The organism is Nocardia sp. NPDC055029 (assembly GCF_053608525.1).
The window spans coordinates 42,840-69,212 of the sequence record NZ_JBSGVQ010000010.1; the positions used below are offsets into that span (position 1 = coordinate 42,840).

A 26,373-nucleotide genomic window follows, 5' to 3' on the forward strand; every position below is an offset into this window, starting at 1 on the left:
TCCGCGTCATGCGGGCGCGGCCGACAATGCGGCGGCGATCACGTGCGGGTCGACGCGGGTCGGCAGCTCGCATTCCTCGGGAATCGGCAACCGCGCCAGCAGATCCGCGGCGTCGGTGAGCGAGCAACGATCCCGCCCGACGACCTCACGCACCACGACAAGGCGAAACAGCGTGGGCCGCGGATGCCGGTCCATCTCCGCGGCCAGACCGGTCAGCCCCCGGTCGGTGTACACACCGCGCAGGCGGTCGGCCCAGTCGGCGAAATCGGCCGCGTACCGGTCGTAGGCGGCGGCCAGATCGCCCCGGCTGGTTCGGGTGAGCGCGGTGAGCAGACGCCAGACGAAGGTGTCGTGATCGTCGGCCACCCCGGGACGATCTTTGGCGAATTCTGTCCAGTCGGCCTTCGCGGCCCAGTGCGCCACGTCGAGGAAGTCCACGACCGGCCTGCGTTCGTGCGCGCGCGGCGAGATCACGGCGCGGAACAGCTCGAACGGCAGTTCGGCGCGTTCGGCCAGCAGTACCGCGTCGAAGAGGTCTTTGCCCTCGGGGTAGGTGTCGCTCGCCAGCCACAACAGTTTCCACGCCAGCGACAGCCGCGGGCTTGCCGTGTACAGCAGCGCGCCGGGGCCTTCGGTGCCGATCCGGGCGACTTCGGTACGCACCGGCGGCTCGGGCAGGTCTTCACCGAAAACGAAGTCCAACTGCACGGTTCCGCCCGGGATCGCGGCCTCGGTGGTGCGCCATGGCAGGACGAGCCTGCGGCCGGGGACGCGGCAATAGGTCCAGATCTCGTCGGCGACGGCCCCGTCGGCCTCGATACGGACGATCCCACCGGCCGCCGCCGAGGTCTGCTGCGCCGCCGCGGCGAGTTCGTCGAGCATGGTCGCGGTCCGCGCGTCGTGCAGCGTCCAATCCGGTGTCAGCACAACGAAGTCCAGGTCGCCCGGTTCCCGCGCGTCGGCGCCGTACCAGGCGCGAAGGAGCACGCTGCCGCGCACCATCAACTGCTCCGCCCATGCGGTGCCCGCGACCGCGGCCAGCACGTGGTCGAGCGCGGCGCGACGCGCGGCGCGCCAGGTCTCGGCGACCGCCGGATCGTCGAAATACGGCTCGCTCAACCGCATGCCGTACTGCCGATCCTGCACCGAGGGGTCGAAGACCGGCCGCTGCCGGACTCCGTCGCCGACCACCGGAACCAACGTCGGCGGGAATCCCTCGGCCGCCGGCGGCGCATGACCGGGGACCCACTGCTGCTCACCAAGCCACGGTCCGAGCCGGAAGTGCTCCCACGGGATCGGCTGCGCCGGTGGCAGGTCCCCGTCCAGCCAGCCGTCGTCCACCGATTCGTCGCTGTCGTAGACGACGTACTCGTGTTCCCGCGACAGCACCTCGTAGCCGTGCTCCCCCAGAGCCAGCTCCAGCAGCTGCAATCGAGTGCCGGAGGTGTGTCTGCCGACCGAGCGGCACCGCTGCGTCACGAACCGTTCGACGCGTCCGTCGGATCGGGTTCGCCTGGCATTGGCCGAGACATGTGCGTTGTGCCCGGCACAGGCCGCCACGACCGCCGCCACGGCGGTATCCGGGGGTAGCAGAAGTTTGAGGTGGTGCTCGAAGTACCGATGCGGCCCCCTGGCCCGGCCCTCCTTGTCGGTCACCGGCACACCCCGCCCCCACGGGTGGACCTCGATCTTCGTCCGGATCACCGGCAGTCCGGCGGCCGCCAGCTCCCGTGCCGCCGCCGCGGCCGCCTCGGCCACCGGTGCGAGGTCACCGGTCCGGCGCAGTGTGAGCATCGGCTGATCGGCGACACGGCCGCGCGCGAGGACGATGTGGGTGAACTTCATCTCCCGGCGCACCGCGAAAGCCTCGGCGGCCGCCAGGGTTTCCGCGTCGGCGGCGCGAACGGTCAGATGCACTTCGAAGGTGCCGTGGAAGTCGACGTCTGTGCTCACCCGCCCATCGTCACACGGCCTCGCGGATCAGCGCAGGGCGGCGATCGCGGCGACGAGGCGGGCGTGGGTTTCCGGGTCGGCGGCGGCGATCAGCCCGTGTGGTTCGGTATGCAGGGGTTGCCCGGCCAGGTTGGTGACCACGCAGCCCGCGGCCTGGCAGACGGCGATGGCGCTGGTGAAATGGACGCTGTCGCGCAGGTCTCCACCGGTGATGTAGGCGGCGCGGCGCCCGGCAGCGACCCAGGCCAGGGCCAGCGAGGTGGACAGGACGCGGGGATGGAATTCCCCCGCGAATCCGGGGGCGTCGAACAGGCTCGCGGGGCTCGACCAGGGAAAGGGGTGGTCGAGATCGACGTCGACGAGGTGGCTGTCGGCCTGGGGTAGCAGCGGCTGATCGTGTCCGTCGGCACGTAGGTGGGCGCCCTGACCGGCCGTCCAGAACACCTCGTCGGCGAAGGGAGCTCCGACCGCGGCGGCGGTGACGGTGGAACCGGTCCGCAGGGCCACGTTCACCGCGACCGACGGCGTGCCGACCGCGAAATTCCGGGTGCCGCAGAGGGGATCGATCATCCAGGTGCGGTCGCTGCCTACCGCCCCGCTGACCCCCGATTCCTCGGCCAGGAAGCGGTCGCCGGGACAGGCGGCGGCCAGCACATCGAGGATGGCCTTCTCCGCGGCCAGATCGGCCTGGGTGGCGAAATCATCGCCAACTTTTTCATACCGGGTGACTGGTCCGTGAAACGCGGACCGGATTACTTCCGAAGCGACTTCTGTTGCGTGGATAGCGATTTCAACATCGGTGTGGTGCACCGTCTCCACGGTACGGGCGCGCGAGGTCTCCAGCGGGCGAACACGTACCGGTCACATCTCGATCGGTCCGGCGGGATCAGCGCGCCAGGTACACTGCCAGCCCCAGCCCCGCGACACCGACACTCACCCGCAGCAGGTTCGGTGGGATCACCTTGACCACCGGCGGCCCACACCATCCGCCCGCCAGCGCGCCGAGCGCCAGCGCCAGCGCCGCCCACCAGTGCACCGGACCGAAGGCCGCGAAGCCGACCGCGGCGACCAGATTCGCGATGCCGAGCAGGAAACTCTTGAGAACCGATGCGCTCCACAGTGATTCGGACGTGCACAGCAGCATCATCGACAGGTAGATCACGCCTGCCCCGGCGCCGAAGTACCCGCCGTAGACGGAGATGAGCACGATGCCGGCGGGCACGATCCACGGTGCGTTCAGTTCGCCCACATGGCGGCGCACCAGCGGCTGCACCAGCAGCGCGATCGAGGCGGCGGCGACGAGGAACGGAACGACGAGCTCGAACGCACCGGCGGGCGCCACCAGCAGCGCGAGCGCGCCGAGCAGCCCACCGATCGCCGAGAGCACCGCCCAGCGCACCAGTGTGGCGCCACGCCCGGTGAGTTCGCGCCCCGAGTTCGCCGTCGCCCCCACCCCGACGGCCACCATCGCGACCGTATTGGTGACATTGGCCGCGACCGGCGGCAACCCGACAGCCAACAGCGCCGGATAGGAGACGATCGAGGCCATCCCGGTGACGAACCCCACCAGGCCGGTGAAGAATCCCGCGACGACCAGCAAGAAGAAGTCGAGCGCGGTCACAGACCGACTGTACGGTACGCCCATCTGGGACCAATCCCAGGGCTGTGCCGCCATGGAGACCGCCGGGCAGCAACGAAAAACGGGCGCCCCGAGAAGAGTTCGGGGCGCCCGTCGATCAGGAGGCTAGCAGCCGGTCACCAGCCGCGCTCGGCGAGGCGGTGCGGCTGCGGGATCTCCTCGACATTGATGCCGACCATGGCCTCACCCAGGCCACGCGAGACCTTGGCCAGCACGTCCGGGTCGTCGTAGAAGGTGGTGGCCTTGACGATGGCGGCGGCGCGCTGCTCGGGGTTGCCCGACTTGAAGATGCCGGAGCCGACGAACACGCCCTCGGCGCCGAGCTGCATCATCATCGCGGCGTCGGCGGGGGTGGCGATGCCACCGGCGGTGAACATGACGACCGGCAGCTTGCCGGTCTGGGCGACCTCACGGACCAGCTCGTACGGCGCCTGCAGTTCCTTGGCGGCCACGAACAGCTCGTCCTCGGACAGCGAGGTCAGGCGGCGGATCTCGGCGCGGATGGTGCGCATGTGGGTGGTCGCGTTGGACACGTCGCCGGTGCCGGCCTCGCCCTTGGAGCGGATCATGGCCGCGCCCTCGGTGATGCGGCGCAGGGCCTCACCCAGGTTGGTGGCGCCACAGACGAAGGGGACGGTGAAGTTCCACTTGTCGATGTGGTTGGCGTAGTCGGCGGGGGTGAGCACCTCGGACTCGTCGATGTAGTCGACGCCGAGGCTCTGCAGGATCTGCGCCTCCACGAAGTGGCCGATGCGGGCCTTGGCCATCACGGGAATGGACACGGCGGAGATGATGCCGTCGATCATGTCCGGGTCGCTCATCCGGGAGACGCCGCCCTGGGCGCGGATGTCGGCCGGGACCCGCTCGAGCGCCATGACGGCCACCGCGCCGGCATCCTCGGCGATCTTGGCCTGCTCCGGGGTGACCACGTCCATGATCACGCCGCCCTTGAGCATCTCGGCCATGCCGCGCTTCACGCGGGCGGTGCCGACGGTGTTGGTGGTCTCAGGCGTAGTCACGGCTGTCTCCTGTGTCATGTGCGCCAATCAGGTCGCTCGTTATGGACACCGTCGATTCTAGAGCCGTCCGAAATCGACCTTCATAGCCAGTTGGGCTCCACTGGCCTTGCCACGACCTGCGGCGATGCGCGTCACGCCCGCCGCTGGCCTGCTCGAGTGGCCCGCGTCTCAGCCCGGACCGGACGCGTCGAACTCGACGTGGACGTCCGTGGCGCCGCGCAATGCCGCAACAGCCGCCGCCGAACTCGACCGGGGTGAGCTCGTCTGCCACGCCGGTCCACCACGGGTCCACGTCACCGGCGTCGATGCCGAGCCAGGCGGCGAAATCCTTGCGTGTCGACGGTCCGTAACACCGCAGGTAGCGGCGCAGAAGGGTCGCGCGGGTGGCGGCGGGATCCGTGTGCGGCAGTGGCGTGCCGAGCCAGTCGCCGAGCAGGACGAACGGCGCGGTGTTCTTGACACGCGGCGCCAGGCAGACGAGGCCGCGCAGGGTGTGGATGCGCAGGCAGAAGTGCACGACCGCCTCGCCCAGCGGCTGGTTCGCGCCGTAGGGTCCGGCGGCCCGCCAGTGCGTTCGCTGGGCGGGCGGCAGTGTGTCCGCGATGCGCGCGGCCAGTTCTTCACCGAGTTCGGTGATCGCCATGGCCCGCCGGGAGAGCACCGGCCCGAGCTGCGCGGCGGTGCGGTCCACCACCTCGTCGAGGCCCATACCGAGGGTATCCAGCGCCTGCCCGATGCCGCGGATCAGATGCCGCCGTGCCGTCTCGGTGGTCGGCAGGACGCCGGTGGTGAACACGGGGGCGTCGGCGGTCGGGAAGAAGTACGGCGAGCCGCGCATGCACCAGGTCTGCAGCAGCGACTTCTCCTCGCCGACAAGGTGATCGACACGCTCGGCGGTGACGTCCTCGACGCGGGCGTGCAGGGCCGACAGCGCCGAACCCGGCGGACTGTTCTGGATTCCGCACGCACCGGCCACCGCGAGTAAGTCGTCGGCCGGTCGCCGCGCGGTGAGATGATGCGCGCGAAGCCGGAATCCGATGACCTCGCCGATCTCGGCGGTACATTTCCGAGCTGCCACCGATCGCCTCCCGATCGTCGCCTCTCTGGTGAAACCGGCCCGCCACGCACCGGTTGATCCGCAGGTCAGCGGATCGAGCGCACCACGTGCTCGGTGTCGTCCGCCGCCACGGTCACGGCCTCGGCAAGCAGTTCGTCGAGGTGATACGGGTACACCGCTTCGCCCTTGTCGTCGAGGGCACGGATATCGGTGGGGGCACACCAGCGGTGGTCGGTGATGGTGCGGCGCTCCAGCGCGTTCAGCGCGGCCGGACGCCATTCGAAGCGCGGGGCACGCAGGGCGAAGAACAGTTCCTCGGACCGGATGAGTTCACCGTTGAACGGGAACACCGCGACCCGGCGCCACAGCGGACCGCGCAGCGCCGCCGGATCGACCCGCTGACCGGTCTCCTCGTGGATCTCGCGGACCGCGGCATCACGCAGGCTCTCCCCCGGCTCGACCCCGCCACCGACGGTGAACCAGAACGCGACCTCGGGCAGCATCGGATCGTGGCCGCGCAGCAGCAACACCCGGTCCTGCTCGTCGAGCAGCACCACCCGCGCCGAGGTGCGGGTGGTGTTCACCTCGAGGCCGGTGGCCGCGGCGGGCGTCGCCCGTTCGGTGATCTCGAAGTAGTGCGGCAGCGGCGCGGTACCGCCGAGGTGCAGCACCCGCACCGGGCGCCGGGTCCGCAGCGCGAGGGTGTCGCGCACGGCGTCGTTGTGGAAGCGGCGCGCGATCAGCACCCTTGCCTCGGCGTCGGCGAGCTCGGCGACGAGCTGGGGCCGCAGCTGATCGATGTCGACCAGCGACAACGCCGCCGAGAGCTGATTCTCGATCGTCTCGCGGTCACCACGGTCGGCGCGTTCGGCGCGGTCGGCCAGTGCCGCGAGCTGGGCGGCCCGCTCGGCGCGGCGCGGATCGGTGCTCACCGGACCGGCGATGGCCATCGCCACCGCACGCGCCACCACGGCACGCCGGGCCAGGGCCGAGTCGAGGGCGTGCCAGGACTGGTCGGAGCGTACGTGCAGCCGGTCGAGCCGGTTGGCCGTCGAGTAGGCCCAGACGCCGAGTGCGAGCACGAGCAGCGCGATCAGCCCGAGAACGAGGACCGTTGTCGCGGAGAAAGTGATCATCCGGCTGCCCTGACCCTGTTGTCGCCCACGGTGACGGTCTCGTACACCCGCAGGATCTGCTCGGCGACCACCGGCCAGTCGTAGCCCGCGACCACCTGGGTGCCGGTACGCACCAGCCGCTCGCGGGCCGTGTCGTCGGTGAGGACAGTGTCGATCGCGGTGGCCAGCGCGGCGGAGTCACCGACCGGGGTGAGCATGCCCGCGGTCCCGTCGCGCAGCACGCGCCGGAACGCATCGAGCTCGCTGGCCACGACCGGGGTGCCCGCGGCCATCGCCTCGATCAGGATGATGCCGAAACTCTCGCCGCCCAGATTCGGCGCGACGTACACATCGGCGCTGCGCATCGCGGCGGCCTTCTCCGCGTCGGAGACCTGGCCGAGGAAACGCAGATGCCCCGCGTGCTCGCCCGCCTCGCGGCGCAGCCGGTCCTCGTCACCGCGGCCGACGATGAGGATCTGCACGCCGGGATGGCGTTCGGTGAGCGTGGGCAGCGCGCCGAGCAGCACATCCATGCCCTTGCGCGGTTCGTCGTAGCGGCCGAGGAACAGCACCGTCTTGCCCGCGCGCGGGTACCCGTCGAGCAGCGGACCGCGGGCGAACGCGGAGACGTCGACGCCGTTGGGGATCTCCACCGCGTCCGAACCGAGCGCCTCGACCTGCCAGCGCCTTGCCAGCTCCGACACCGCGATCCGGCCGTTGATCTTCTCGTGGTACGGCCGCAGCACACCCTGAAAGGTGCTCAGCACCAACGACTTCGTGGTCGAGGTGTGGAAGGTGGCGACGATCGGGCCCTCGGCGATCTTGAGCGCCAGCATGGACAAGCTCGGAGCGTTGGGCTCGTGGATGTGCAGCACGTCGAAGTCGTTGCTGTCGATCCAGCGCCGGATCCGGGTGTAGGCCATCGGGCCGAACGACAACCGCGCCACCGACCCGTTGTACGGAATCGCCACCGCGCGCCCGGCCGACACCACGAAATCGGGCAGCGGGGTGTCGTCGGAGGCGGGCGCGAGCACGCTCACCTTGTGGCCGCGTTCGAGGAAGACCCTGGCCAGTTCGACCACATGGGCCTGCACGCCGCCGGGAACGTCGAACGAGTACGGGCACACCATGCCGATCTTCACCGCGCGCCACCTCCCTGGTTCGCCGTGATCCGTGCCAGCCGTTCCGGCGACAGGTCGGCCGCCCACTGCGGCTGCAGCATGTGCCAGTCGGCCGGGTGCGCGGCGATGTTCGCCGCGAACACGTCGGCCAGCCCCTGCGTCGCGGCGGCCACGCCACCGGAGACATCCACCGGCGTACAGGTTTTCAGACCCCAGCCCTCGGTGCCGTCGGCCTCGGTGGTGAACCAGGCGTGCACCGGGATCAGGGCGGCGCCGGTCTCGATCGCCAGCTTGGCCGCACCCGCGGGCATCCAGGTGCGCTCGCCGAAGAAGTCGACGGGCACGCCCTTGCCGGTGAGGTCGCGCTCGCCCATCAGGCAGACGATCCGGTTCTGCCGCAACCGGTCCGCGAGCTGCCCGAACGGCGGCTGCTCACCACCGGTCAGCGGGAACACCTCGAAGCCGAGGCTCTCCCGGTAGGCGACGAACCGCTCGAACAGCGACTCCGGTTTCAATCGTTCGGCCACGGTCGTGAAGGTGCCGTAGTGCTGCACCAGCCACACACCGGCCATGTCCCAGTTCCCCGAGTGCGGCAGCACGAAGACGACGCCGCGGCCCCGCTCCAGGGCCGCGTCGAGGTGTTCGAGACCGTCGACGTAATAGTCGACAGTGCTGTGGTCCATGCTCGGCAGCCGGAACGCCTCGCGCCAATACCTGGCATAGGAGCGCATACTCGCGCGCATCAGCTCCGCGGGCACCTGCTCCGGGCCGACCCCGAGCACGCGGGCGAGGTTGCGCCGCAGCTGCTCCGGCCCGCCGCCCTTGACGGCACGGTCGGCGCCGATATCGAAGACCTTGCGCACCAGGCCTTCCGGCGCCGAACGCACGATCCGCCAGCCCGCGGCGTACCCCCAGTCGCTCAACCGTTCGGTGAGGCTCACGACGCCGCACCTCCGGTCGTGTCCGGCTGCTGCGGCGCCGGCGGGATCACGGTCCGCGCGCCCGGCGAATTGCGGACCGCCAGCACGCGCTGGAACACCGTGATGATGCTCAGCACCGCCAGCGCCCACATCGCCACGTACACGGCCCCGGTGAGCCACCCGATGCCCCACTGCCCGCCGATGCCGGTGAGCCCGGTGCCGACCAGCACGATGACGAGCCGGTCCGGGCGTTCGATCAGCCCGCCGTCGGCCGAGAGCCCGCTGGCCTCGGCGCGCGCCTTCGCGTACGAGATCACCTGCGAGGTGACCAGCACGACCAGCGTCGCCGCGAACAGCTGCTTGCTGTGCTCGTGGTAGACCGCCCACCAGGCCAGGCCGCCGAAGATCGCGCCGTCGGCCACCCGGTCACAGGTGGCATCGAGGACCGCGCCGTACTTCGTGCCGCCACCGCGGGCCCGCGCCATCGCCCCGTCGAGCATGTCGAACATGACGAACAGCCAGATGACCATCGTTCCCCAGAACAGGTGCCCGGAGGGGAACAGCGTCACCGCGGCCGCGATCGTCGCGGTGGTGCCGATCAGTGTCATCGCGTCCGGCGTCAGCCCGGTACCGACGAGCGCTTTGCCCAGCGGCGCAGTCGCTTTCGCAAACGTCTGGCGGCCGAAGAAGCTGAGCACAGTTGTTATTCCTCCTGCGACCCGCGGGACACCCGCACCCGATCGGCTGCGGTGTGCGCCTCCCATGCCTCCGCCAGCAGCTGCCGCGTCTCGCGCAACAGCTGCGGCATCACCTTCACTCCGCCGACCACGGTGATGAAATTCGCATCCCCGCCCCAGCGCGGCACGATGTGCTGGTGCAGGTGGTCGGCGAGCGAACCACCGGCCACCCCACCGAGATTGAGACCGACGTTGAATCCGGCGGGCCGCGAGACCCGCTTCATCACCTGGATGGCCCGCTGCGTGAAGGCCATCAGCTCCGCGCTCTCGGCGGGCGTCAGATCCTCCAGGTCGGCGACCCGGCGGTACGGCACCACCATCATGTGCCCCGGGTTGTACGGGTACAGGTTGAGCACCGCGTAGACCTGTTCACCGCGGGCGATGATCAGGCCGTCCTCGTCGGACATCTTGGGAATGTCGGTGAACGGGTGCCCGGTGGCGTCCTTGGGCTTCACCTCGCCGGTGATGTAGGACATCCGGTACGGCGTCCACAGCCGCTGCAGCCGGTCCGGCTGACCGGCGCCGGTGTCGACGATCGAACCGGCCTCCGAGGCGATGCTCTCACTCATGCTGCATCCTTTCGGCATGAGCGGGCGCCCTGCGTGGTCACGCAAGCTACCGCCTCCGGGCGCTGACCGCTCATGCTTGTGCCTTCGCCGCGCTGACGACCTCGAACCCCTCGGCGGTGGGCGAGGCGTTCTCGCGGTTGCCGACCCAGGTCAGGATCGTGGCGACCGCGTCGTCGACCGGAACGCCGTTGACCTGGCTGCCGTCGCGGAACCGGAAGCTCACCGCGCCGGCCTCCACGTCGCGCGCGCCCGCCAGCAGCATGAACGGCACCTTCTGCGCGGTCTGGTTGAAGATCTTCTTCTGCATCCGGTCGTCGCTGCGGTCGACCTGGGCACGCACGCCCGCGTCCCGCAGCCGCTCGATCACCGAATCCAGATGCGGGGCGAAGTTTTCCGCGACCGGGATACCGACGACCTGCACCGGCGCGAGCCAGGCGGGGAACGCGCCGGCGTAGTGCTCGGTGAGCACGCCGAAGAACCGCTCGATCGAGCCGAACAGGGCGCGGTGGATCATCACCGGACGCTGCTTGGTGCCGTCGGAGGAGGTGTATTCCAGGTTGAACCGCTCGGGCAGGTTGAAGTCGAGCTGGACAGTCGACATCTGCCAGGTGCGGCCCAGCGCGTCCTTGACCTGTACGGAGATCTTCGGGCCGTAGAACGCGGCGCCGCCCGGGTCGGGCACGAGATCCAGCCCGGAGGCCTCGGCGACCTTGGCCAGGGTCTCGGTGGCCTCTTCCCACAGCTCGTCGGAGCCGACGAACTTCTTCGGGTCCTTGGTGGACAGCTCGAGGTAGAAGTCGTCGAGACCGTAATCCTTCAGCAGTCCGAGGACGAACTGCAGGGTGCTGGTCAGCTCCGCGTGCATCTGCTCCTTGGTGCAGTAGATGTGCGCGTCGTCCTGGGTCATGCCACGCACGCGGGTCAGGCCGTGGACCACGCCGGACTTCTCGTAGCGGTACACCGAGCCGAACTCGAACATCCGCAGCGGCAGCTCACGGTAGGACCGGCCACGCGAGCGGAAGATCAGGTTGTGCATCGGGCAGTTCATCGGCTTGACGTAATAGTCCTGGCCGGGTTTGCGCACGGTGCCGTCTTCGTTGAGTTCGGCGTCGAGGTGCATGGCCGGGAACATGCCGTCCTTGTACCAGTCCAGGTGACCGGAGACCTCGAACAGATGTCCCTTGGTGATGTGCGGGGTGTTGACGAACTCGTAGCCGGCGTCGATGTGGCGCTGACGCGAGTACTCCTCCATCTCCTTGCGGATGATGCCGCCCTTGGGGTGGAACACCGGCAGGCCCGAGCCGAGCTCGTCGGGGAAGCTGAACAGGTCCAGCTCGAGGCCCAGCTTGCGGTGGTCGCGGCGCTCGGCCTCGGCCAGCAGATGCAGGTACTCGTCCATCGCCTCGGTCGATTCCCAGGCGGTGCCGTAGATGCGCTGCAGGTCCTCGCGGTCCTGGTCACCACGCCAGTAGGCGGCGGAGCTGCGGGTCAGCTTGAAGGCGGGGATGAACTTGGTGGTGGGGATGTGCGGGCCGCGGCACAGGTCGCCCCAGATCTTCTCGCCGGTGCGCGGGTCCAGGTTGTCGTAGATGGTCAGCTCGTTGCCGCCGACCTCCATGATCTCCGGGTCGTCGATGCCGGACTTGTCGCTGATCAGCTCGAGCTTGAACGGCTCCTTGGCCAGTTCCACCTTGGCCTCGTCGATCTCGACGACGCGACGCGAAAAGCGCTGCGCGCCTTTGATGATCTTCTTCATCCGGGATTCCAGCTTGGCCAGATCCTCGGGGGTGAAGGGCCGGTCGACGCGGAAGTCGTAGTAGAAGCCGTCCTTGATCGGCGGGCCGATGCCCAGCTTGGCGTCGGGGAACTCCTGCTGCACGGCCTGGGCCAGCACGTGCGCGGCCGAATGCCGGATCACGCTGCGGCCGTCCTCGGTGTCGGCGGCGACGGGCTCGACCTCGACGTCTTCGGCGGGGATCCAGGACAGATCCTTGAGCGCGCCCTCGGCGTCGCGGACCACCACGATCGTGTCCGGCCCCTTGGTCGGCAGGCCCGCTTCCCGCACCGCCGCGCCCACGGTAGTCCCGGCCGGCACCCGGACGAGGGCGACAGGACTGAGGGGTGCAGAGGTGGTCACGGGGATGCTCTCCTTGACGTTTGGGTCCGGCGGGGCTGTCCCCGCCCGGTTGCAGCCACGATCCTACTGGCGGCCCGCCACTCCGCGACTATTGGCCAGACTCTGGACGGGTGTCGCCTTTCGCGGGCGGCAGGCGGTCACATTGACGATCTGTTCGCCCGTACCCGGTGAGTTACCCATGTGCTCGCGAGCTCGGCGCTTACGTGGGGATCAAGCTTGGGCCAGCAGGGCCACGCGCTCGGCCGCCGGGCGCTTCGGGCAGCTGGTGCACATGGCACAGCCGGGCACTTCGTACACCAGGCAGCAGGAGAGGCGTTTGACGAAGGTGCGTTTGCCGACGGTGACGAACCGGGGGGCGAGCAGGCGGGCACCGATTTCGGCTGCCAGCTTGGTTCCGGCCGCCTGGTCGCCCGCGTCGAGCGCCCGGTTGCCGATCGCGTCGGTGACGACGGCCCAGAGTGCGGGCACGCCCGCTCCGGAAACGGCGGCGACCTGCAGGATCACTGCCGTCAATGTCTCGCGCAGTGCGGTGCCGACGGCCTCGGCGGCGTCGTCGAGGACGGCGGTCGACCGGAACCGCACATGCTCGACTCCCCCATCGGGCCTGACCTCGCAGTCGAGCTCGTCGAGCGCGGCGACCGGGGCCGGCGTTCCGGCGGCGTAGGCGCTGGTGATCTGGTCGACCAGGGCCGAGGCGACCATGCACCACCACAGTGTGCCGCCGACGCGCGGCGTCTCGGTTCCCCACGAGCGGCTCATCTCGCCGATTCGGGCCGAGACCCACGCGGGATCGGTGAGCAGGTGTCCTGGGACGATGCTCACGACATCAGGGGACTGCGCAACCATGGCCAATCGACTCCGATCCACCCTGCCACCAACGAGAAGGTTCCGAGCAGCCACAGCGTCGCCAGGACGAGGGCGCAGGTGGCCACCGCGCCGAGGATCTTGATCGTCCACCCACGCGAGGTGTACCAGTCCATGACGATCCGGTACTTGCCGCGCACCCACGTCAGTGTGTGATGGGCCCAGACGAACTCGGTGGCCAGGATGCCGAACCCCGCGAACACCAGCGCCCAGCCGGGCCCCGGGTACGGGATCGTGACGATCCCGACGAGCAGCACCAGCCCACCGAACACGCCGACGGCGATGCGGTAGCCGACGTTCAGGGTAGGGCGGTGCTCGATGCTCGCCCGGAAGGCGCGCCAGCGCTCTGCGAAGACCGGCTTGCCCGCCGATGCCCCGGCGGTGGAATCCGCCGGGGCATCGGAGGTGTCGGCGGTCGGCTTGCTCATCATCGTTCCAGCCTACGAGCCGCCGACGCCCCCGCTCACACCGTGACGGGGACCTCGTCCCGGTCGGCGATGGTGCGCACACCGTCGACGGTCACCTCGATCACCCGCGCGCCCGCGATGTCGAAGAACAGCCCCGACACCTCGACCCCGCGCTCGGCCACCGCGCGACGGACCGCCGGATGGCGATGCAGCGTCTCGAGCTGCACGGCGACGTTGACCATGCTCAGCTGGTCGGTCTCGTCGAAACCGGCCGCTCGCGCGGCCAGCGCGACCGGGTGGTCGGCCCGGAACCGGTGCAGGCTCGGCTCGGCGTGGCGCAGCCAGGAGCTCAGCCCGCCGTCGGCGTCGGCCCCGGAGTACACCGCCTTCATCGCGCCGCAGGCCGAGTGCCCGCAGACCACGACCGAGCGCACCGCCAGCTCCTCCAGCGCGAACACCAGCGCGGCCTCGACGGAGTCGTCGCCGCTGGTCGGCACCAGATTGCCCACGTTGCGGACGGTGAACAGGTCACCGGGACCGCTGGAGGTGATCACGTTGGGCACGATCCGCGAGTCCGAGCAGGTGAGGAAGAACGAATCCGGGTCCTGCCGGTCGCGGAGCCCGTCCAGGTGCGGGCGCACCACGTGGGCGTGGCTGCGATGGAAGGCCGCGACGCCCGCGTTGAGCGCGTCGCTGCCGGACTTCTGGTGCCGCCACGGGCCGAGCAGCTCGTCCCAGGTCGCGCGCCCGAAGCCGCGAGCGGGCGGAGCGCCGGTGGTGTCGGCCATCTTGGCGCTGCCGATCTCCACGAAATCGACGCGGCCACCGCCGCTTTCCTGCTGATGCTGCCAGGATTCGATGGCCTCGAAGGCGGCGTGGTCAAGGAAGTCGACCGTCATCTCCACGGTGACATCGGCGCCTGCGGGCACCTTCGCGAACTCGGCCGACAGCTTCGGCAGGGCCAGGAAGGTGCACGAGCCGTCGATCCGGACCAGCCAGCGCGCACCGTCGGGCAGCGGCACCGCCGAGACCTGCACCCGCACGACCCGCCACAGCAGCAGGCCGAAAGCCAGTCCGAGCCCGATGATCACGCCTTCGAGCAGGTTCAGGAACACCACGCCGAGCACGGTGACCAGGTACACCAGCAGGTCGCCGGTGCGCCGGGCCAGCCGGATGTGGGCCAGCTTCACCAGCTGGATGCCGATGACGATGAGCAGGCCGGCCAGCGCCGCCTTCGGAATCTGCTCGACCAGGCCGACCAGCGCCACCGAGAACAGCAGGATCCAGCAGCCGTGCATGACCGCCGAGGCCCTGCTGCGCGCGCCCGCCTGCACATTGGTCGCGCTGCGCACGATCACGCCGGTGATCGGCAGGCCGCCGACCAGGCCGGACAGTACGTTCGCCGAGCCCTGACCGATCAGTTCGCGGTCGAACCCGGTGCGTGGGCCGGTGTGCATCTTGTCCACGGCGACGGCCGACAGCAGGCTTTCCACGCTCGCGATGAGCGCGACGGTGAGCACCATCATCGCGACCGCCGACCAGTTCCCCGACGGCAGTTCGGGCAGCTGCAGCGCGTCGAAGAGCGAGCCGCTGAGCACGATGCGCTCCACCTCGGCCGGCAGGACGAGCGAGAGCACGGTGGCCGCGACGACGGCGACCAGCGGGCCGGGCACCGCGCGCAGCTTCGGCGGCATGTACTTCCAGCCGAGCATCACCGCGATCACGAGGGCGCCGACGAGCACGTCGCCACCGTGCAGCGACATCAGCTGTCCCGGCAGCTCGATCAGGTTGCGCCAGGCGGTGCTGTGCGAGGAGCCGCCGAGCAGCACATGGATCTGCTGCAGCGCGATGGTGATGCCGATGCCCGCGAGCATCGCGTGCACCACCACGGGGGCGACCGCCAGCGCCGCGCGCGCGATCCGGCTCAGCCCGAACAGGATCTGTAGCAGCCCGGCGCCGACGACGATGAAACAGGTGACACGCCAGCCGAATTGGGCGATGGATTCGGCGACGACGACGGTCAGGCCCGCCGCGGGGCCGCTGACCTGCAGCATCGATCCACCGAACAGACCGGCGACGATACCGCCGATCACGGCGGCGACGAGGCCCGCCGCGACCGGAGCGCCGGAGGCGACCGCGATGCCGAGCGAGAGCGGCAGGGCGACGAGAAATACCACGATCGAGGCGGGCAGATCGTGGCGCAATACCGTGTCGCGCCAGTAGGACGGCGCGGGGTCGGGCGTCGGCGGCGCCGGTGCGGCGGGTGGAGCTAGGTCGTTCGCAACAGACATGGTTCTCCTTCGTCGACTCGGCGCGGCCGTAGTCGATGGATGATCAACGTGTCGTGGACGGTCCGCGGACCGTGGAGTAGCTGCCAGCGATGAAGCACGGGAGTCCCGGGGGCGACGACGAACCGGGTCAGGGTGTCACCACAGTATTGGTAAAGACTTGGCAAAACCAGTGTGCCGCAAGAAGAGTGGGTGTCGCCATAAGCGCACGCCCGCTGTGGTGTGACCCACACCAGACCCGCCTCACACCGGCTCGGCCGCGACATCGCTTCGGGTGTCGTCGAATTCGGCGATCCCGTCGACGGTGACCTCGATCACCCGCGCGGTCGCCAGGTCGAAGAACAACCCCGACACCGCGACGCCGCGCTCCACGATGCCGCTGCGCACCGCCGGGTAGTCGATCAGCGTCTGCACCTGCCTGGCGACGTTCACCATGCCCAGCTGGTCGATCGGGCCGAAGCCCGCCAGCCGCGCCGCCTCGGCGACGGGATGGCCGCTGTGGAACGCCGCCAGCGTCGGCTGGGCATTGGCCAGCCAGTCGTCGAGTCCCGGACCGGCCTGCACCTGCGCGTACAGCGCTTCCATCGCGCCGCAGCCACTGTGTCCGCACACCACCACCGAGCGCACGTCGAGCTTGTCGAGCGCGTAGATCAGCGCCGCCTCCACCGAGACGTCACTGCCGCCGACCGGCACCAGATTGCCGACATTGCGGACGGTGAACAGGTCGCCGGGGCCGCTGTTGGTGATGACGTTGGGCACGACGCGGGCGTCGGCGCAGGTGAGGAAGAAGGTGTCGGCATCGGGCCGGTGCCGCAGCCCGGCCAGGTGCGGACGCATCAGATGGGCGTGCCCGCGGTGGTAGGCCGCGATGCCTGCGGCGATCGGGTCGACGCCGCCGCTGCGCCGCCACGGCCGGATGGCCTCGTCGACCGCTTTGCGCGCGTGCCCGTGTTCGGGCGGTCCGTCGTTGGCACGGGCCATGCGTGCGGTGCCGAGTTCCACGAAATCGACTGCGCTGCCGCCGGATTCGCGAGCGTCGGCCCATTCGGAGAGCAGTTCGCAGGCGGCGTGGTCGAGGAAGTCGACGCTCAGCTCGACCGTCACGTCCACCCCGGCAGGCACCGTCGCCAGTTCGGCCGTGAGCCGGGGCGCGGCCAGGAAGGTGCAGGTGCCCGCGATGCGCACCAGCCAGGTCCCGTCGGCGCGCGGCGTCGCGGCGATGGTGAATTTCACGACCCGCCACAGCAGCAGCGCGAACGAGGCGATCAGCCCGATCACCATGCCCTGCAACAGGTTCAGCGAGACCACTGCGATCACGGTGACGAGGTAGACGTAGATGTCGCCGGTGCGGCGGGCCCGTCTGATGTGGGCCAGCTTCACCAGCTGCACCCCGATCAGCACCAGCAGTCCGGCCAGCGCCGCCGTCGGGATCTGCCGGACCAAGCCGACCAGCGCGATCGCGAACACCAGCACCCAGCAGCCGTGCATGACGGTGGCGGCCCTGCTGCGGGCCCCGGCGTTGGCATTGGTGATGCTGCGCACGATGACCGCCGCGATCGGCAGGCCGCCGAGTGCGCCCGAGGCCATGTTGGCCGCACCCTGGCCGAGGAGTTCCCGGTCGAAGTCGGTGCGCTGATCGGGTCGCATCTTGTCGACCGCGACGGCCGAGAGCAGGGTCTCCACGCTGGCGATGAGCGCGACGGTGAGCATGGTGAGCGCGATCGGCAGCCAGCCGCCGTGCGGCAGCGCGGGCAGGCCGATGCCGTCGAGGAGCGAGCCGTCAAGGCGCACCCGCTCCACCGTCAACGGCAGCACCAGCGAGACCACCGTCGCCCCGACCACCGCGACCAGCGGGCCGGGCACCACCCGCACCCCGCGCGGCAGGTACTGCCACCCGATCAGCACCGCGATCACCAGCAGTCCGACGAACAGGTCACCCTTGTGCACCGACATCACCTGCTGCGGGAGTGCGGCGATACTCGCCCACGGCGAGCTCACCGTCGCCCCGCCGAGGAGCACGTGTACCTGCTGCAGCGCGATGATCACGCCGATCCCCGCGAGCATGGCGTGCACCACAACCGGCGCGATGCCCAGCGCGGCGCGCGCGATCCGGCTGAGCCCGAACAGGATCTGCAGCACGCCCGCTCCGACGGTGATGAAACACATGGCGGCCCAGCCGAATTGCTGCACGGCGGCCGCGACGACGACGGCGAGACTGGCGGTCGGCCCGCTGACCTGCACCGCCGAACCGCCGAGCAACCCGGCGACGACGCCACCGACGGCCGCGGCGATGAGCCCCGCGACGACCGGCGCCCCGGAGGCCAGCGCCACACCCAGCGACAACGGCAACGCGACGAGAAAGACCACGACGGATGCCGGAAGATCATGCTGGAGAACAAGTTTCAGCGAATCGCGCGACAGCGGGCGCACTGCCGCCGCGGTAGGGCCAGGATCATTGTCGGTCATCATTCTCCTTCGCCGGGGCGGACTGGCGCCCGGTTCATCGGTCGAACATGCACTGGCAATTGATGCTGAGCTGCGAGCGAACGGCGGAAGTGCGGCACTGCTCGAAGAGAACCGACCCGAGACACAGGGTCGCGCCAATAGTAAAGAATTACCCAAGTGTAGGGAAAGCCCTCGAGGCGAATGGGACGAATCGCGACTCAACTGTGACGTGCGCCACACGCAATACGTCGTGCCCGACGCGGCTCGGCCATGCCGCCGACCAGCCCAAACGATCCGGAATCGAGAAGCCCCGATCAGCCGTGCAGTGGAACCATCGTTTCCATCGACTGGTACAGCGAAAGGGGTTCTCGATGAACATCACCCGGGTCCGACGAGCCCATCGATGGCTCGTCACCACCTTCACCGCAACCTCGGCCCTCCCCCCGATCCCTCTCGCCACCCTCTTCTTCTCCGGGCTGTACACGCTGACGGCACCGCGGCCCCAGGCACGGCACACCACCCCTGCCGCGTAGACGGACCACACCCCGGTCCCCCCAGCGCCACCCGCCGCAGCCGGTTGCCGCCGCAGGATCGGCGGCCGTTGCGACACGGTCTCACTCCGCGATTGTGCCGCCAGCCAGGGATAATCTGCTCCGGAGCCCCCGGGAGCGCACTCGAGAGTAATTTTCTTGGCTTACTACTTGACGGGCTGCGGACTGCACAGCAAAATGGTGATCGGGGATGGAAACGCCAGTCGGCACAAGGGGGATGATTCGGCATTATTGCCCGAAAGCACTGCGGTACGCGACGAAGGATGAATTCTTGTCGATGCCCGATCCGGCGCCGGATGGCAAAATAGACTATGGCTGTGCAACCTTTTTGCGACAGCTGATATCGGCGATTGAATCGCCCCCTTCCCTGACGTTCATTTGATCCGGATCGAGTCGACAAATTCGCCGATTCTTCAGTCGAGCTTCCGAGTCGAGCTGATTCGACGTGGGATGAGACCGCCTCCAAGGGGAGTGCGAGGAAAAGGAAGGGAAATAGAAATGGAAAAGAACTCGGACAAGAAGGTGTACGAGAAGCCGGCTGTCGCCAAGTGCGGGGAGTTCCGGACGCTGACCGGCGGGCTTTTCACGACGATGTCCGACTTGCTGGTCGGGCGTCGGGGAATGATCTGATTCGACACCGTACCCGAGCTCGAATAATAGGGGGTTAGCAGATGACTGGCGATGCTCGGACAGGATTCGTCGTCCTTCCCGACAACGAGGCAGGATCGGGCATCGCCAGGCGTCTGATTCCATGGGGACAAATATTGGCCGAACACCCGTCAGGCCGGCCGATGATAGTCGGAGATTGTCGAGACCGACCAATCATGCACGCGGTAGGACCCGCAGCGCGAGTAGTGATACTCGGACACGCTCTGGTCGACGAAGGAATGGTTCTCAAGAATGCGATGTCGATCGAGTCGGCAACCCATTGGCGAACTGTACTCGACACGATAGATGGGTGTTTTCATTCCGTCGTCCACGTACGTGGTGAGGTCTATGTCAATGGTTCACGATACGGCTCTCGCGGCCTGTACCGATGTAGAGTAGACGGCATCGACATTGCTGCCGACACTGTGCATGCCCTTCGGTATCTTGTCGGCGGGAAGCTCGATGTCGGCGTCCTCGCCGCGCATCTGCTCGAGCCCATACCCCATCACCTCGCCCAACGTCCGTTGCTCGGGGGAATCGAGCCGGTGTCGCCAGGCACTGGGCTGATCATCACGCCGAGGGGGAGGTCCCGGCCGGTCGAGGGTCGAACGGAAGCACTCTCTGTTGAGGGCCTTGACGAAGGGGCACAAGAGGTCCGGAATCGGCTCATAGGTGCTGTCTCGGCGCGCACTGCAGCAGGCGGCACGGTAACTTCCGAGTTTTCCGGTGGCTATGACTCGACATCGATCAGCTTCATTGCCGCCAGGGGGCCGGCCGAGATCAAGCTACTGACGGCGCAAGGGCGCGATTCCGCCAATGAGGACCTGGAGTGGGCTCTGCGTGCCGCACAGCACATGCCGGCGGTGGAGCACACGATCCTCCCCGATTCCCAGTTGCCCCTGACATACGCCGGGCTGGATGACGGGCCGACCTGGTTGAACGAGCCGTCACCGCTGATCGTCGGCAGAAGTCGGGTTGGTGCGCTCGCACGACTGGCTTCGACGTTCGGTTCGGGTGTGCATCTGACCGGTCACGGAGGTGACCACGTCTTTACCGGATTGCCTACGCTCTATCGCGATCTGCTCTGGCATCGCCCGCTCACCGCGTGGCGAGGGCTGCGCGGCTATGGAGCCCTTGGCGGATGGCGATGGCGAGACCTGTTGTATGACGCTGTCGAGCCAACCGCGTACCACGCGTGGTGGAAAAAGAACTACAGGCCGGTCGCGGGCATACCAGAAAAGCGCAAACCGATGTTGGGCTGGGCCATTCCTCCCTCTTTACCCGTGTGGACGACAGAAGCCGCTGAAGAAGCAATCAGCGACGGCATCCTCTGGATGGCATCCGCGACCGTACCGCTCGCACCTGAGCGGGGTCGGCACGTGGAATTGGAGTCGATCATCGAGGGCGCCAGGACGGTGGCCGTTTTGAATCGGATGTCGCTAGCTGCCGGTGGACCACCTCTGGCGGCACCCTACTTCGACGATAGGGTGATCACCGCGTCTTTGTCGGTGGCCGTTCAGCATCGGGTCAGCGCGTGGACATACAAACCTCTACTCAACGCCGCGGTACGCGGGATCGTTCCTGATGTAGTACTGCAGCGGCAGACGAAGGACGACGGCTCCCATGATGTCGAGAGCGGATTGCGAAAGCATCGCGATGAACTCGTGGCCCTCTGGGAAGATTCGCGACTCGGCGATGTCGGACTCATCGACGCAAAGAAGCTGAAACATTTGTGCGCCAATCCCAGTTCGTTCGAATTGGAGGAGGGAACGATGTATACAACGATTGCCTGCGAACTCTGGCTACGAGACCTGGAGCGAAGCTTCATTTAACCAAGAGAACAGAAGGAACATGGATAGCGTGACCCTGAGACCCGGCTTGTCTTTCGTGCGAACGGATTATGGAGGCGCGATTCTCGATACACAGCGAGGCGAGTATTGGCGACTGAATCCGGTAGGGGCGGAAGTGTTCGCATCGCTTGTCGCGGACAGTAGTGCCGACCCCGTTGCCGCAGTTCTCGGCCAGTTCGACATCGATGCAGCCACGGTAGAGCATGACATAAGGGAACTCTTGGACCACCTTCGGGATGTTGGACTGGTGCTCACGTGAGCTATCACATGGCCCTCGGGACCGAACCAGAGGCGGAGGGACGCAGAGGTGAACGATTTTCCGCCAGGTGGGCAGTTCGAGTCGCGAGAATCATTGTCATGTTGCCCCCGCACCGGATCGAGTGGCTGTTGAATAAATTGCACCGCGGGAGTTCTCCGGCTGCGTTCGACGATGCCGAACGATGGAGACGGCGGGTCGTAGAGGTGAGTCCCGCTGCCGCCGGACGATACGGGTGCTTGATCAGATCTGTGGCAACCACGCTGTTGGGCCGAAGATACGGTGCGTGGCCGACCTGGTGTGTCGGCGTTCGCACGGAACTGCCGTTTGCAGCCCACGCATGGGTGGAAGCAGAAGGCAAGCTTGTCGGTGAGCCCGGGGACATGGCTACATTCAGCCGGCTGATCGTGGTCGGCCCGCCGGCGAACGTGGGTGAAGATGTCAACGGACAACGGTAAACCTCCGCACAACGGGTCGTGGCTGCGGAGAGTCGGGGCCTTGCTCAGGTTGGTTGCGCCGCACCGGAAGTCCTTGTCGGTAGCGACGGCGCTTCTTCTCGTGGGTACCGGATTGTCGCTGGCGCAACCGCTGCTGGCCGGACAGGTCGTTCGGGATGCGGTTTCGGGTGAGCGGATCGTGTGGTCCCTTGCGGCGTTGGTCGGGGCCTACGTTCTGTATGCCGTCACCGATACCGGCGGGCACTACATCCTCGAGCGATCGGGCGAGTCCGTGCTCTTGTCCGTGCGCAGTCGCTTGGCCGGGCATCTGCTGAGGTTGAGAATTCCCACACTCGAGTCACTCCGGGTCGGGGACCTGATCTCGCGCGTGACGCTCGATTCGACCGTGGTCCGGAATGCCGTCGGTTCCAGCCTTGTGCAGATATTGACCGGGGCGATCACACTCGTGGGAACCATCGCGGTGATGATCTATATCGATTGGCTGCTGTTCTCGATCGTCATCGTCACCGTTGCCGTCGCGGCGAGTGCGATGTTGCTGGTCATGACGAGGATCGAGAAGGCATCGACACAACTGCAAGAGAGTGTGGGTGCGCTTTCCGCGGATATCGAACGGGCGCTCACCGGAGTTCGTACGGTCAAGGTGAACAATGCCGAGGAGCGTGAGCACGAACACCTGACCGAGTTGGCCGGTGCCGCGTTTTCCGCAGGCATGCGCGCTGCCAGATTGAAAGCACTGGGCAATCCGGCCATGCACCTGGCGGTGACCGGTTCGTTCGTTGTATCCCTGCTGGTCGGCGGTGTCCGGGTCGCGAACGGCCAGATGGAGTTGAGCGGCCTTGTCTCGATGATGCTGCTCGCGATGAACTTGCTGATCCCGGTCAGCGATCTCTTCAATGGCTCGGTCGGACTTCAGCAAGCCCTGGGTGCCCTCAGCCGGATCGAATCCACACTCGAATTGCCGTCCGAAGACAGCGATGACGTCCGGCAAAACGTCGTCGAACCAGCAGTTGATTCGCCGAGAACGACATTCCACAAGTCCGCCGAAAATGGAGATCTCGCGCTCGAGTTCCGTAATGTTCATTTCTCGTACGACGAGAGAAAGATTCTCGACGGAGTAACTTTCTCGGTTCCACCGCGCGGGCATGTGGCGCTGGTCGGGCATTCGGGTGCCGGAAAGTCGACAGTGTTCTCATTGGTGAGCCGATTCTACAATCCGAACGACGGCGATATTCTGCTGGCAGGGCGATCGTACGGCGATCGGCCTCGTCGGGCGTGGCGCTCGGAAATCAGCCTGCTGGAACAGAGCGCGCCACTGCTGTTCGGGAGTCTTCGTGACAATCTGACCTATCGACAGCCGGGCCTCGCGGAGGATGACCTGCAGCACGCGATAGAGCTCGCCGGGCTGGCAGATCTTGTCGCAAGGCTGCCTCGTGGCCTCGACACCCCCGTCGGTGAGCATGGCGTTCTACTCTCCGGCGGCGAGCGGCAACGAGTGGCGTTGGCACGGGCGTTGATACGGCGTCCGGTGCTGATGATGCTGGATGAGCCGACGGCGATGCTGGACGCCGAGACCGAGAAGGCATTGAACGTGACCATCCAGGCCGTGCGAAAGGAGTGCGCGCTGTTGGTCATTGCCCATCGCCTGTCCACGATCCGCGAAGCCGATACCGTCGTGTTCCTCAAGGACGGACACATCCTCGACAGCGGCCCGCACGACGAATTGGTTGCCCGCAACGGTGACTACCGGCAGCTTGTCGGCGCGAAGGTGTGAATTGCCCAGGATCGGAGGGTGGTCGACATCGGTCCTCAGCCGATGTCGACCACCCTCGCCCAGGTGGGCGGGGTGTCCGGGACGTAGTCCGGGTCGTCCTCCCTCCACGAGTCCTCCCGGCGGAACAGGCCGACCACGGTGCGGCAGGCGGGGCGTGTTGCCGGCCAGGGGGTTTGGCCGTCTGTCAGGGCGACGATCACATCGGGGCGGGTGCGCAGGGCTTGGGTGAAACCGGTGCGTAGGTCGGTGCCGCCGCCGCCGATCAGTGCCATGCCCTCGGCGCGGCACAACGGGACGGCGATGCGGGCCGCGGTGTCGCACGAGAACACGGTGACGAGGTCGCGGCGGCCGCCGACGGTGTGGGTGATGGCGGCTACCTCGAGCAGCGCGCTGCCGAGTTCGGTATCGCTGACCGATGCCGAGGTGTCGATGACGACGGCGACCCGCGGTGGCATGCGGCGCAGGCTCGGCAGCACGACGCCGGGTAGCGCGGCCGAACGTCGTGCCGGGCGGCCGTAGGTGTAGTCCGCGCCGACGCCGGGGGCCGATGCGGCGGAACGCAGTGCCGCTCCCAGCAGGTCCCGCCATGGCTGGGGCGGGTGCAATGCCTTCTCCGCCCACCGTTGCCACCCCTGGGGCGTGTTCCCCGGGCGGCCGACGATGCCCTGCGCCACCCGGAATCGGACCGCGGCGCGTTCCTGTTCACTGAGCCCGTCCGCACCGTCGGGCCCCAGTTCCCATTCGCGGTCGAGGCCGTCCGCGCCGCTGCCGCAGTCGAGCCAGGCGAAGTCCTGGGTGAGGTGACCCAGGCTGAACTCGCGCAGGTAGTCCTCCATAAGCTGGCCCGCGGACAGACCAAGGGTCGCGGGCATGACCGCCCCTGTCGGCCAGACCAACCCGTCACCGAATATGTCGTCGTTGATCTCGGCGTCCGCCGCGATGTTCATCCGCAGGCGCTCCGCGGGACCGGTCAGGTCGTGCGCGCGGGCGTATCGATCGCTGCGCCCGTGATGGTCGCGCAGCAGATGCGAGACCTCGTGCACCAGCACCGAGGCGAGCTCCTCCTCCGGCGTGCAGTCGACGAACGCGGGCGACACGTAGCACCGCCAGTGCTTGTCCACCGCCATCGTCGGCACCCGCCGTGACTCGACGATATGCAGTGCGTACAGGGCCGTCGCCAGGTACGGACGGGCCGAGACCGCGTGCAGCCGAGCGGCATACAGCTTGTCGTAGTCCAGACCAGCGATCTGCGCCGTCATCGGCGAACCTCGGCGACACGGGCCGCGGCGCGATCGGCACGCTGGGACACCGACACCATGGCGGCCAGCTGATCGATCGATGCCGGAACCTCCCAGTTGTCCCGGCGCAGGGTGGCGAGGGTGGTCGCGGGCACCACCACCAGATCGGGGGCTCCGGTGTCCACCGCCTTGACCAGGAGTTCCCACGCAGCATCCCAGCGGGACTTCTCCGGGCGCTTGCGGACGGCGGCCACCACGGCGTCGAGCGCGGCTTGGCGCAGATCTCCCCGCTCGGGCAGCTCGGCGGCGTCCGGATCGGCGAGCAGTACCTCCGGGTCGGGCAGATCCATCCGGTCGATGCTGGTCAGCAATTCGAAGCCGGGACCGTCGCCGACCGTGCCCCGCACCAGTATCGATAGCACATCGCGACTCGCGTCCGCCGCGGTCGCGAAGGCGATCAGCCGCAGGGTCATCTCCCAGCTGCGCGGCGACGCCCAGGCACCGCCCCGGCGGGTTTCGGTGGTGGGCATCTGATGCACGAGTTTCGGCCGGGCAGCGAGCAGCCCGCACACCGCGCGCCGGGCGAAAGCCACTGCCTCCGGCAGCTTTTCGGGTGCGAGCCGGGGCAGTGTCGCCCGTGGCCACGTTCCGCCGAGGCCGCGGACGACGACGTCGTGGTCGTGGGTCCACTGCAGGTGCACGAAACGGTTCGCCAGCGGGGGGCTCAGCTCCCAGCCGTCGGCGGCCGAGGAGCGCGGGTTGGCGGCGGCGACGATGCGGACACCAGGAGGCAGTTGCAGCGCGCCGATCCTGCGCTCGAGGACCACGCGCAACAGGGCGGCCTGCACAGCGGGCGGTGCGGTCGACAGTTCGTCGAGGAACAGCAGTCCGCGACCGGTGCGGGCGAGTCGAACGGCCCAGTCCGGTGGGGCCATCGGGACTCCGTGTGCCGCGGGGTCGTCGCCGATGATCGGCAGGCCCGAGAAGTCCGACGGCTCATGCACGCTCGCGATCACCGTGGTCAGCGGCAGGTCGAGGGAGTCGGCGAGCTGGGTCAGGGCGGCGGTCTTGCCGATTCCTGGCTCGCCCCACAGGAGTACCGGCAGGTCGGCGGCCACGGCCAGCGTCAGCGCCTCGAGGCGGGTATCGGGACGCGGCTCGGTGGCTACCTCGCTCAGCAGGGCAAGCAGCTCGCCTGCGACGTCGAGCTGGGAGTCGGCGGCTTGAGCCGGGAGCGGAGCGCAGAGGGTGTGAACAGACATGTGTGTATCACCTTTGGGTTCAGAAGAATTCGACGGATGCGAGAAGCGCGAGCCTCGCCGGCCAGGGC

General features: G+C 68.1%; 22 protein-coding genes. 5 read left to right on the forward strand and 17 right to left on the reverse strand.

Annotated features, from left to right (window positions below):
* Window positions 1-6 precede the first annotated feature (6 nt).
* The 15 genes from ACWF9G_RS11935 to ACWF9G_RS12005 form a co-directional block, all read right to left on the reverse strand.
* The gene (locus ACWF9G_RS11935) at window positions 7-1,953 is read right to left on the reverse strand and encodes a nucleotidyl transferase AbiEii/AbiGii toxin family protein (RefSeq protein ID WP_452515115.1); all 1,947 of its coding nucleotides are present in this window, start codon (window positions 1,951-1,953) and stop codon (window positions 7-9) included.
* 27 nt (window positions 1,954-1,980) lie between these two features.
* On the reverse strand, window positions 1,981-2,763 hold the full coding sequence (locus tag ACWF9G_RS11940; RefSeq protein WP_452515117.1) for an inositol monophosphatase family protein: 783 nt from the start codon (window positions 2,761-2,763) through the stop codon (window positions 1,981-1,983).
* A 76-nt stretch (window positions 2,764-2,839) separates the two neighbouring features.
* On the reverse strand, window positions 2,840-3,574 hold the full coding sequence (locus tag ACWF9G_RS11945; RefSeq protein ID WP_189023839.1) for a sulfite exporter TauE/SafE family protein: 735 nt from the start codon (window positions 3,572-3,574) through the stop codon (window positions 2,840-2,842).
* 134 nt (window positions 3,575-3,708) lie between these two features.
* Entirely contained in the window at window positions 3,709-4,629 is a 921-nt protein-coding gene (pdxS, locus tag ACWF9G_RS11950) for a pyridoxal 5'-phosphate synthase lyase subunit PdxS (RefSeq protein ID WP_378847483.1), read from the reverse strand.
* Window positions 4,598-5,689: a DNA glycosylase AlkZ-like family protein gene (locus ACWF9G_RS11955; RefSeq protein WP_452515119.1), complete on the reverse strand. Its 1,092-nt coding sequence runs from the start codon at window positions 5,687-5,689 to the stop codon at window positions 4,598-4,600. Before ACWF9G_RS11955 ends, pdxS begins: the two co-directional genes overlap by 32 nt.
* Window positions 5,690-5,754: 65 nt before the next feature.
* Window positions 5,755-6,801, reverse strand: coding sequence for an NUDIX hydrolase (locus tag ACWF9G_RS11960; RefSeq protein ID WP_379308798.1), 1,047 nt, complete (start codon window positions 6,799-6,801; stop codon window positions 5,755-5,757).
* Complete coding sequence (locus ACWF9G_RS11965; RefSeq protein ID WP_379308790.1) at window positions 6,801-7,925, reverse strand: glycosyltransferase family 4 protein; 1,125 nt, start codon at window positions 7,923-7,925, stop codon at window positions 6,801-6,803. The genes ACWF9G_RS11960 and ACWF9G_RS11965 overlap by 1 nt, the downstream gene beginning before the upstream one ends.
* A complete protein-coding gene (locus ACWF9G_RS11970) occupies window positions 7,922-8,845 on the reverse strand; it encodes a phosphatidylinositol mannoside acyltransferase (protein WP_379308789.1) in 924 nt (307 codons plus the stop codon). The genes ACWF9G_RS11965 and ACWF9G_RS11970 overlap by 4 nt, the downstream gene beginning before the upstream one ends.
* Window positions 8,842-9,522, reverse strand: coding sequence for a phosphatidylinositol phosphate synthase (gene pgsA, locus ACWF9G_RS11975; RefSeq protein ID WP_452515121.1), 681 nt, complete (start codon window positions 9,520-9,522; stop codon window positions 8,842-8,844). Before pgsA ends, ACWF9G_RS11970 begins: the two co-directional genes overlap by 4 nt.
* Before the next feature lie 5 nt (window positions 9,523-9,527).
* Window positions 9,528-10,130, reverse strand: a complete 603-nt coding sequence (locus tag ACWF9G_RS11980) for an HIT family protein (RefSeq protein ID WP_189023853.1) — start codon at window positions 10,128-10,130, stop codon at window positions 9,528-9,530.
* Window positions 10,131-10,200: 70 nt separating this feature from the next.
* A complete protein-coding gene (gene thrS, locus ACWF9G_RS11985) occupies window positions 10,201-12,267 on the reverse strand; it encodes a threonine--tRNA ligase (protein ID WP_452515123.1) in 2,067 nt (688 codons plus the stop codon).
* A 210-nt stretch (window positions 12,268-12,477) separates the two neighbouring features.
* Window positions 12,478-13,089 carry a (2Fe-2S)-binding protein gene (locus ACWF9G_RS11990; protein WP_452515125.1) on the reverse strand — a complete coding sequence of 204 codons (612 nt, stop codon included), beginning with the start codon at window positions 13,087-13,089 and terminating at the stop codon, window positions 12,478-12,480.
* Window positions 13,086-13,562, reverse strand: a complete 477-nt coding sequence (locus tag ACWF9G_RS11995; protein WP_379308785.1) for a TIGR02611 family protein — start codon at window positions 13,560-13,562, stop codon at window positions 13,086-13,088. The genes ACWF9G_RS11990 and ACWF9G_RS11995 overlap by 4 nt, the downstream gene beginning before the upstream one ends.
* A 32-nt stretch (window positions 13,563-13,594) precedes the next feature.
* The gene (locus tag ACWF9G_RS12000) at window positions 13,595-15,829 is read right to left on the reverse strand and encodes a SulP family inorganic anion transporter (RefSeq protein WP_452515127.1); all 2,235 of its coding nucleotides are present in this window, start codon (window positions 15,827-15,829) and stop codon (window positions 13,595-13,597) included.
* Window positions 15,830-16,069: 240 nt separating this feature from the next.
* Entirely contained in the window at window positions 16,070-18,295 is a 2,226-nt protein-coding gene (locus tag ACWF9G_RS12005; protein WP_452515129.1) for a SulP family inorganic anion transporter, read from the reverse strand.
* Window positions 18,296-19,320: 1,025 nt separating this feature from the next.
* Between ACWF9G_RS12005 and ACWF9G_RS12010 the strand changes: the two genes are divergently transcribed.
* The 5 genes from ACWF9G_RS12010 to ACWF9G_RS12030 all read left to right on the forward strand — a co-directional run bounded on the left by ACWF9G_RS12010 (window position 19,321) and on the right by ACWF9G_RS12030 (window position 23,805).
* On the forward strand, window positions 19,321-19,452 hold the full coding sequence (locus ACWF9G_RS12010) for a keywimysin-related RiPP (RefSeq protein ID WP_379308782.1): 132 nt from the start codon (window positions 19,321-19,323) through the stop codon (window positions 19,450-19,452).
* Window positions 19,453-19,709: 257 nt separating this feature from the next.
* The gene (locus ACWF9G_RS12015) at window positions 19,710-21,302 is read left to right on the forward strand and encodes an asparagine synthase-related protein (RefSeq protein WP_379308781.1); all 1,593 of its coding nucleotides are present in this window, start codon (window positions 19,710-19,712) and stop codon (window positions 21,300-21,302) included.
* Window positions 21,303-21,321: 19 nt separating this feature from the next.
* Window positions 21,322-21,579, forward strand: coding sequence for a PqqD family peptide modification chaperone (locus ACWF9G_RS12020; RefSeq protein WP_452515131.1), 258 nt, complete (start codon window positions 21,322-21,324; stop codon window positions 21,577-21,579).
* Between the two features lie 8 nt (window positions 21,580-21,587).
* Window positions 21,588-22,034 (forward strand): lasso peptide biosynthesis B2 protein, encoded by a 447-nt coding sequence (locus ACWF9G_RS12025; protein WP_452515256.1) that lies wholly within the window; start codon window positions 21,588-21,590, stop codon window positions 22,032-22,034.
* Window positions 22,015-23,805, forward strand: coding sequence for an ABC transporter ATP-binding protein (locus ACWF9G_RS12030; RefSeq protein ID WP_452515133.1), 1,791 nt, complete (start codon window positions 22,015-22,017; stop codon window positions 23,803-23,805). The genes ACWF9G_RS12025 and ACWF9G_RS12030 overlap by 20 nt, the downstream gene beginning before the upstream one ends.
* 35 nt (window positions 23,806-23,840) lie before the next feature.
* Here the strand turns inward: ACWF9G_RS12030 and ACWF9G_RS12035 are convergent, their stop codons facing one another.
* Both ACWF9G_RS12035 and ACWF9G_RS12040 read right to left on the reverse strand, forming a co-directional pair.
* Window positions 23,841-25,064 (reverse strand): vWA domain-containing protein, encoded by a 1,224-nt coding sequence (locus ACWF9G_RS12035; protein ID WP_452515135.1) that lies wholly within the window; start codon window positions 25,062-25,064, stop codon window positions 23,841-23,843.
* Window positions 25,061-26,305, reverse strand: coding sequence for an AAA family ATPase (locus tag ACWF9G_RS12040; protein WP_452515136.1), 1,245 nt, complete (start codon window positions 26,303-26,305; stop codon window positions 25,061-25,063). The genes ACWF9G_RS12035 and ACWF9G_RS12040 overlap by 4 nt, the downstream gene beginning before the upstream one ends.
* Window positions 26,306-26,373: the final 68 nt, after the last annotated feature.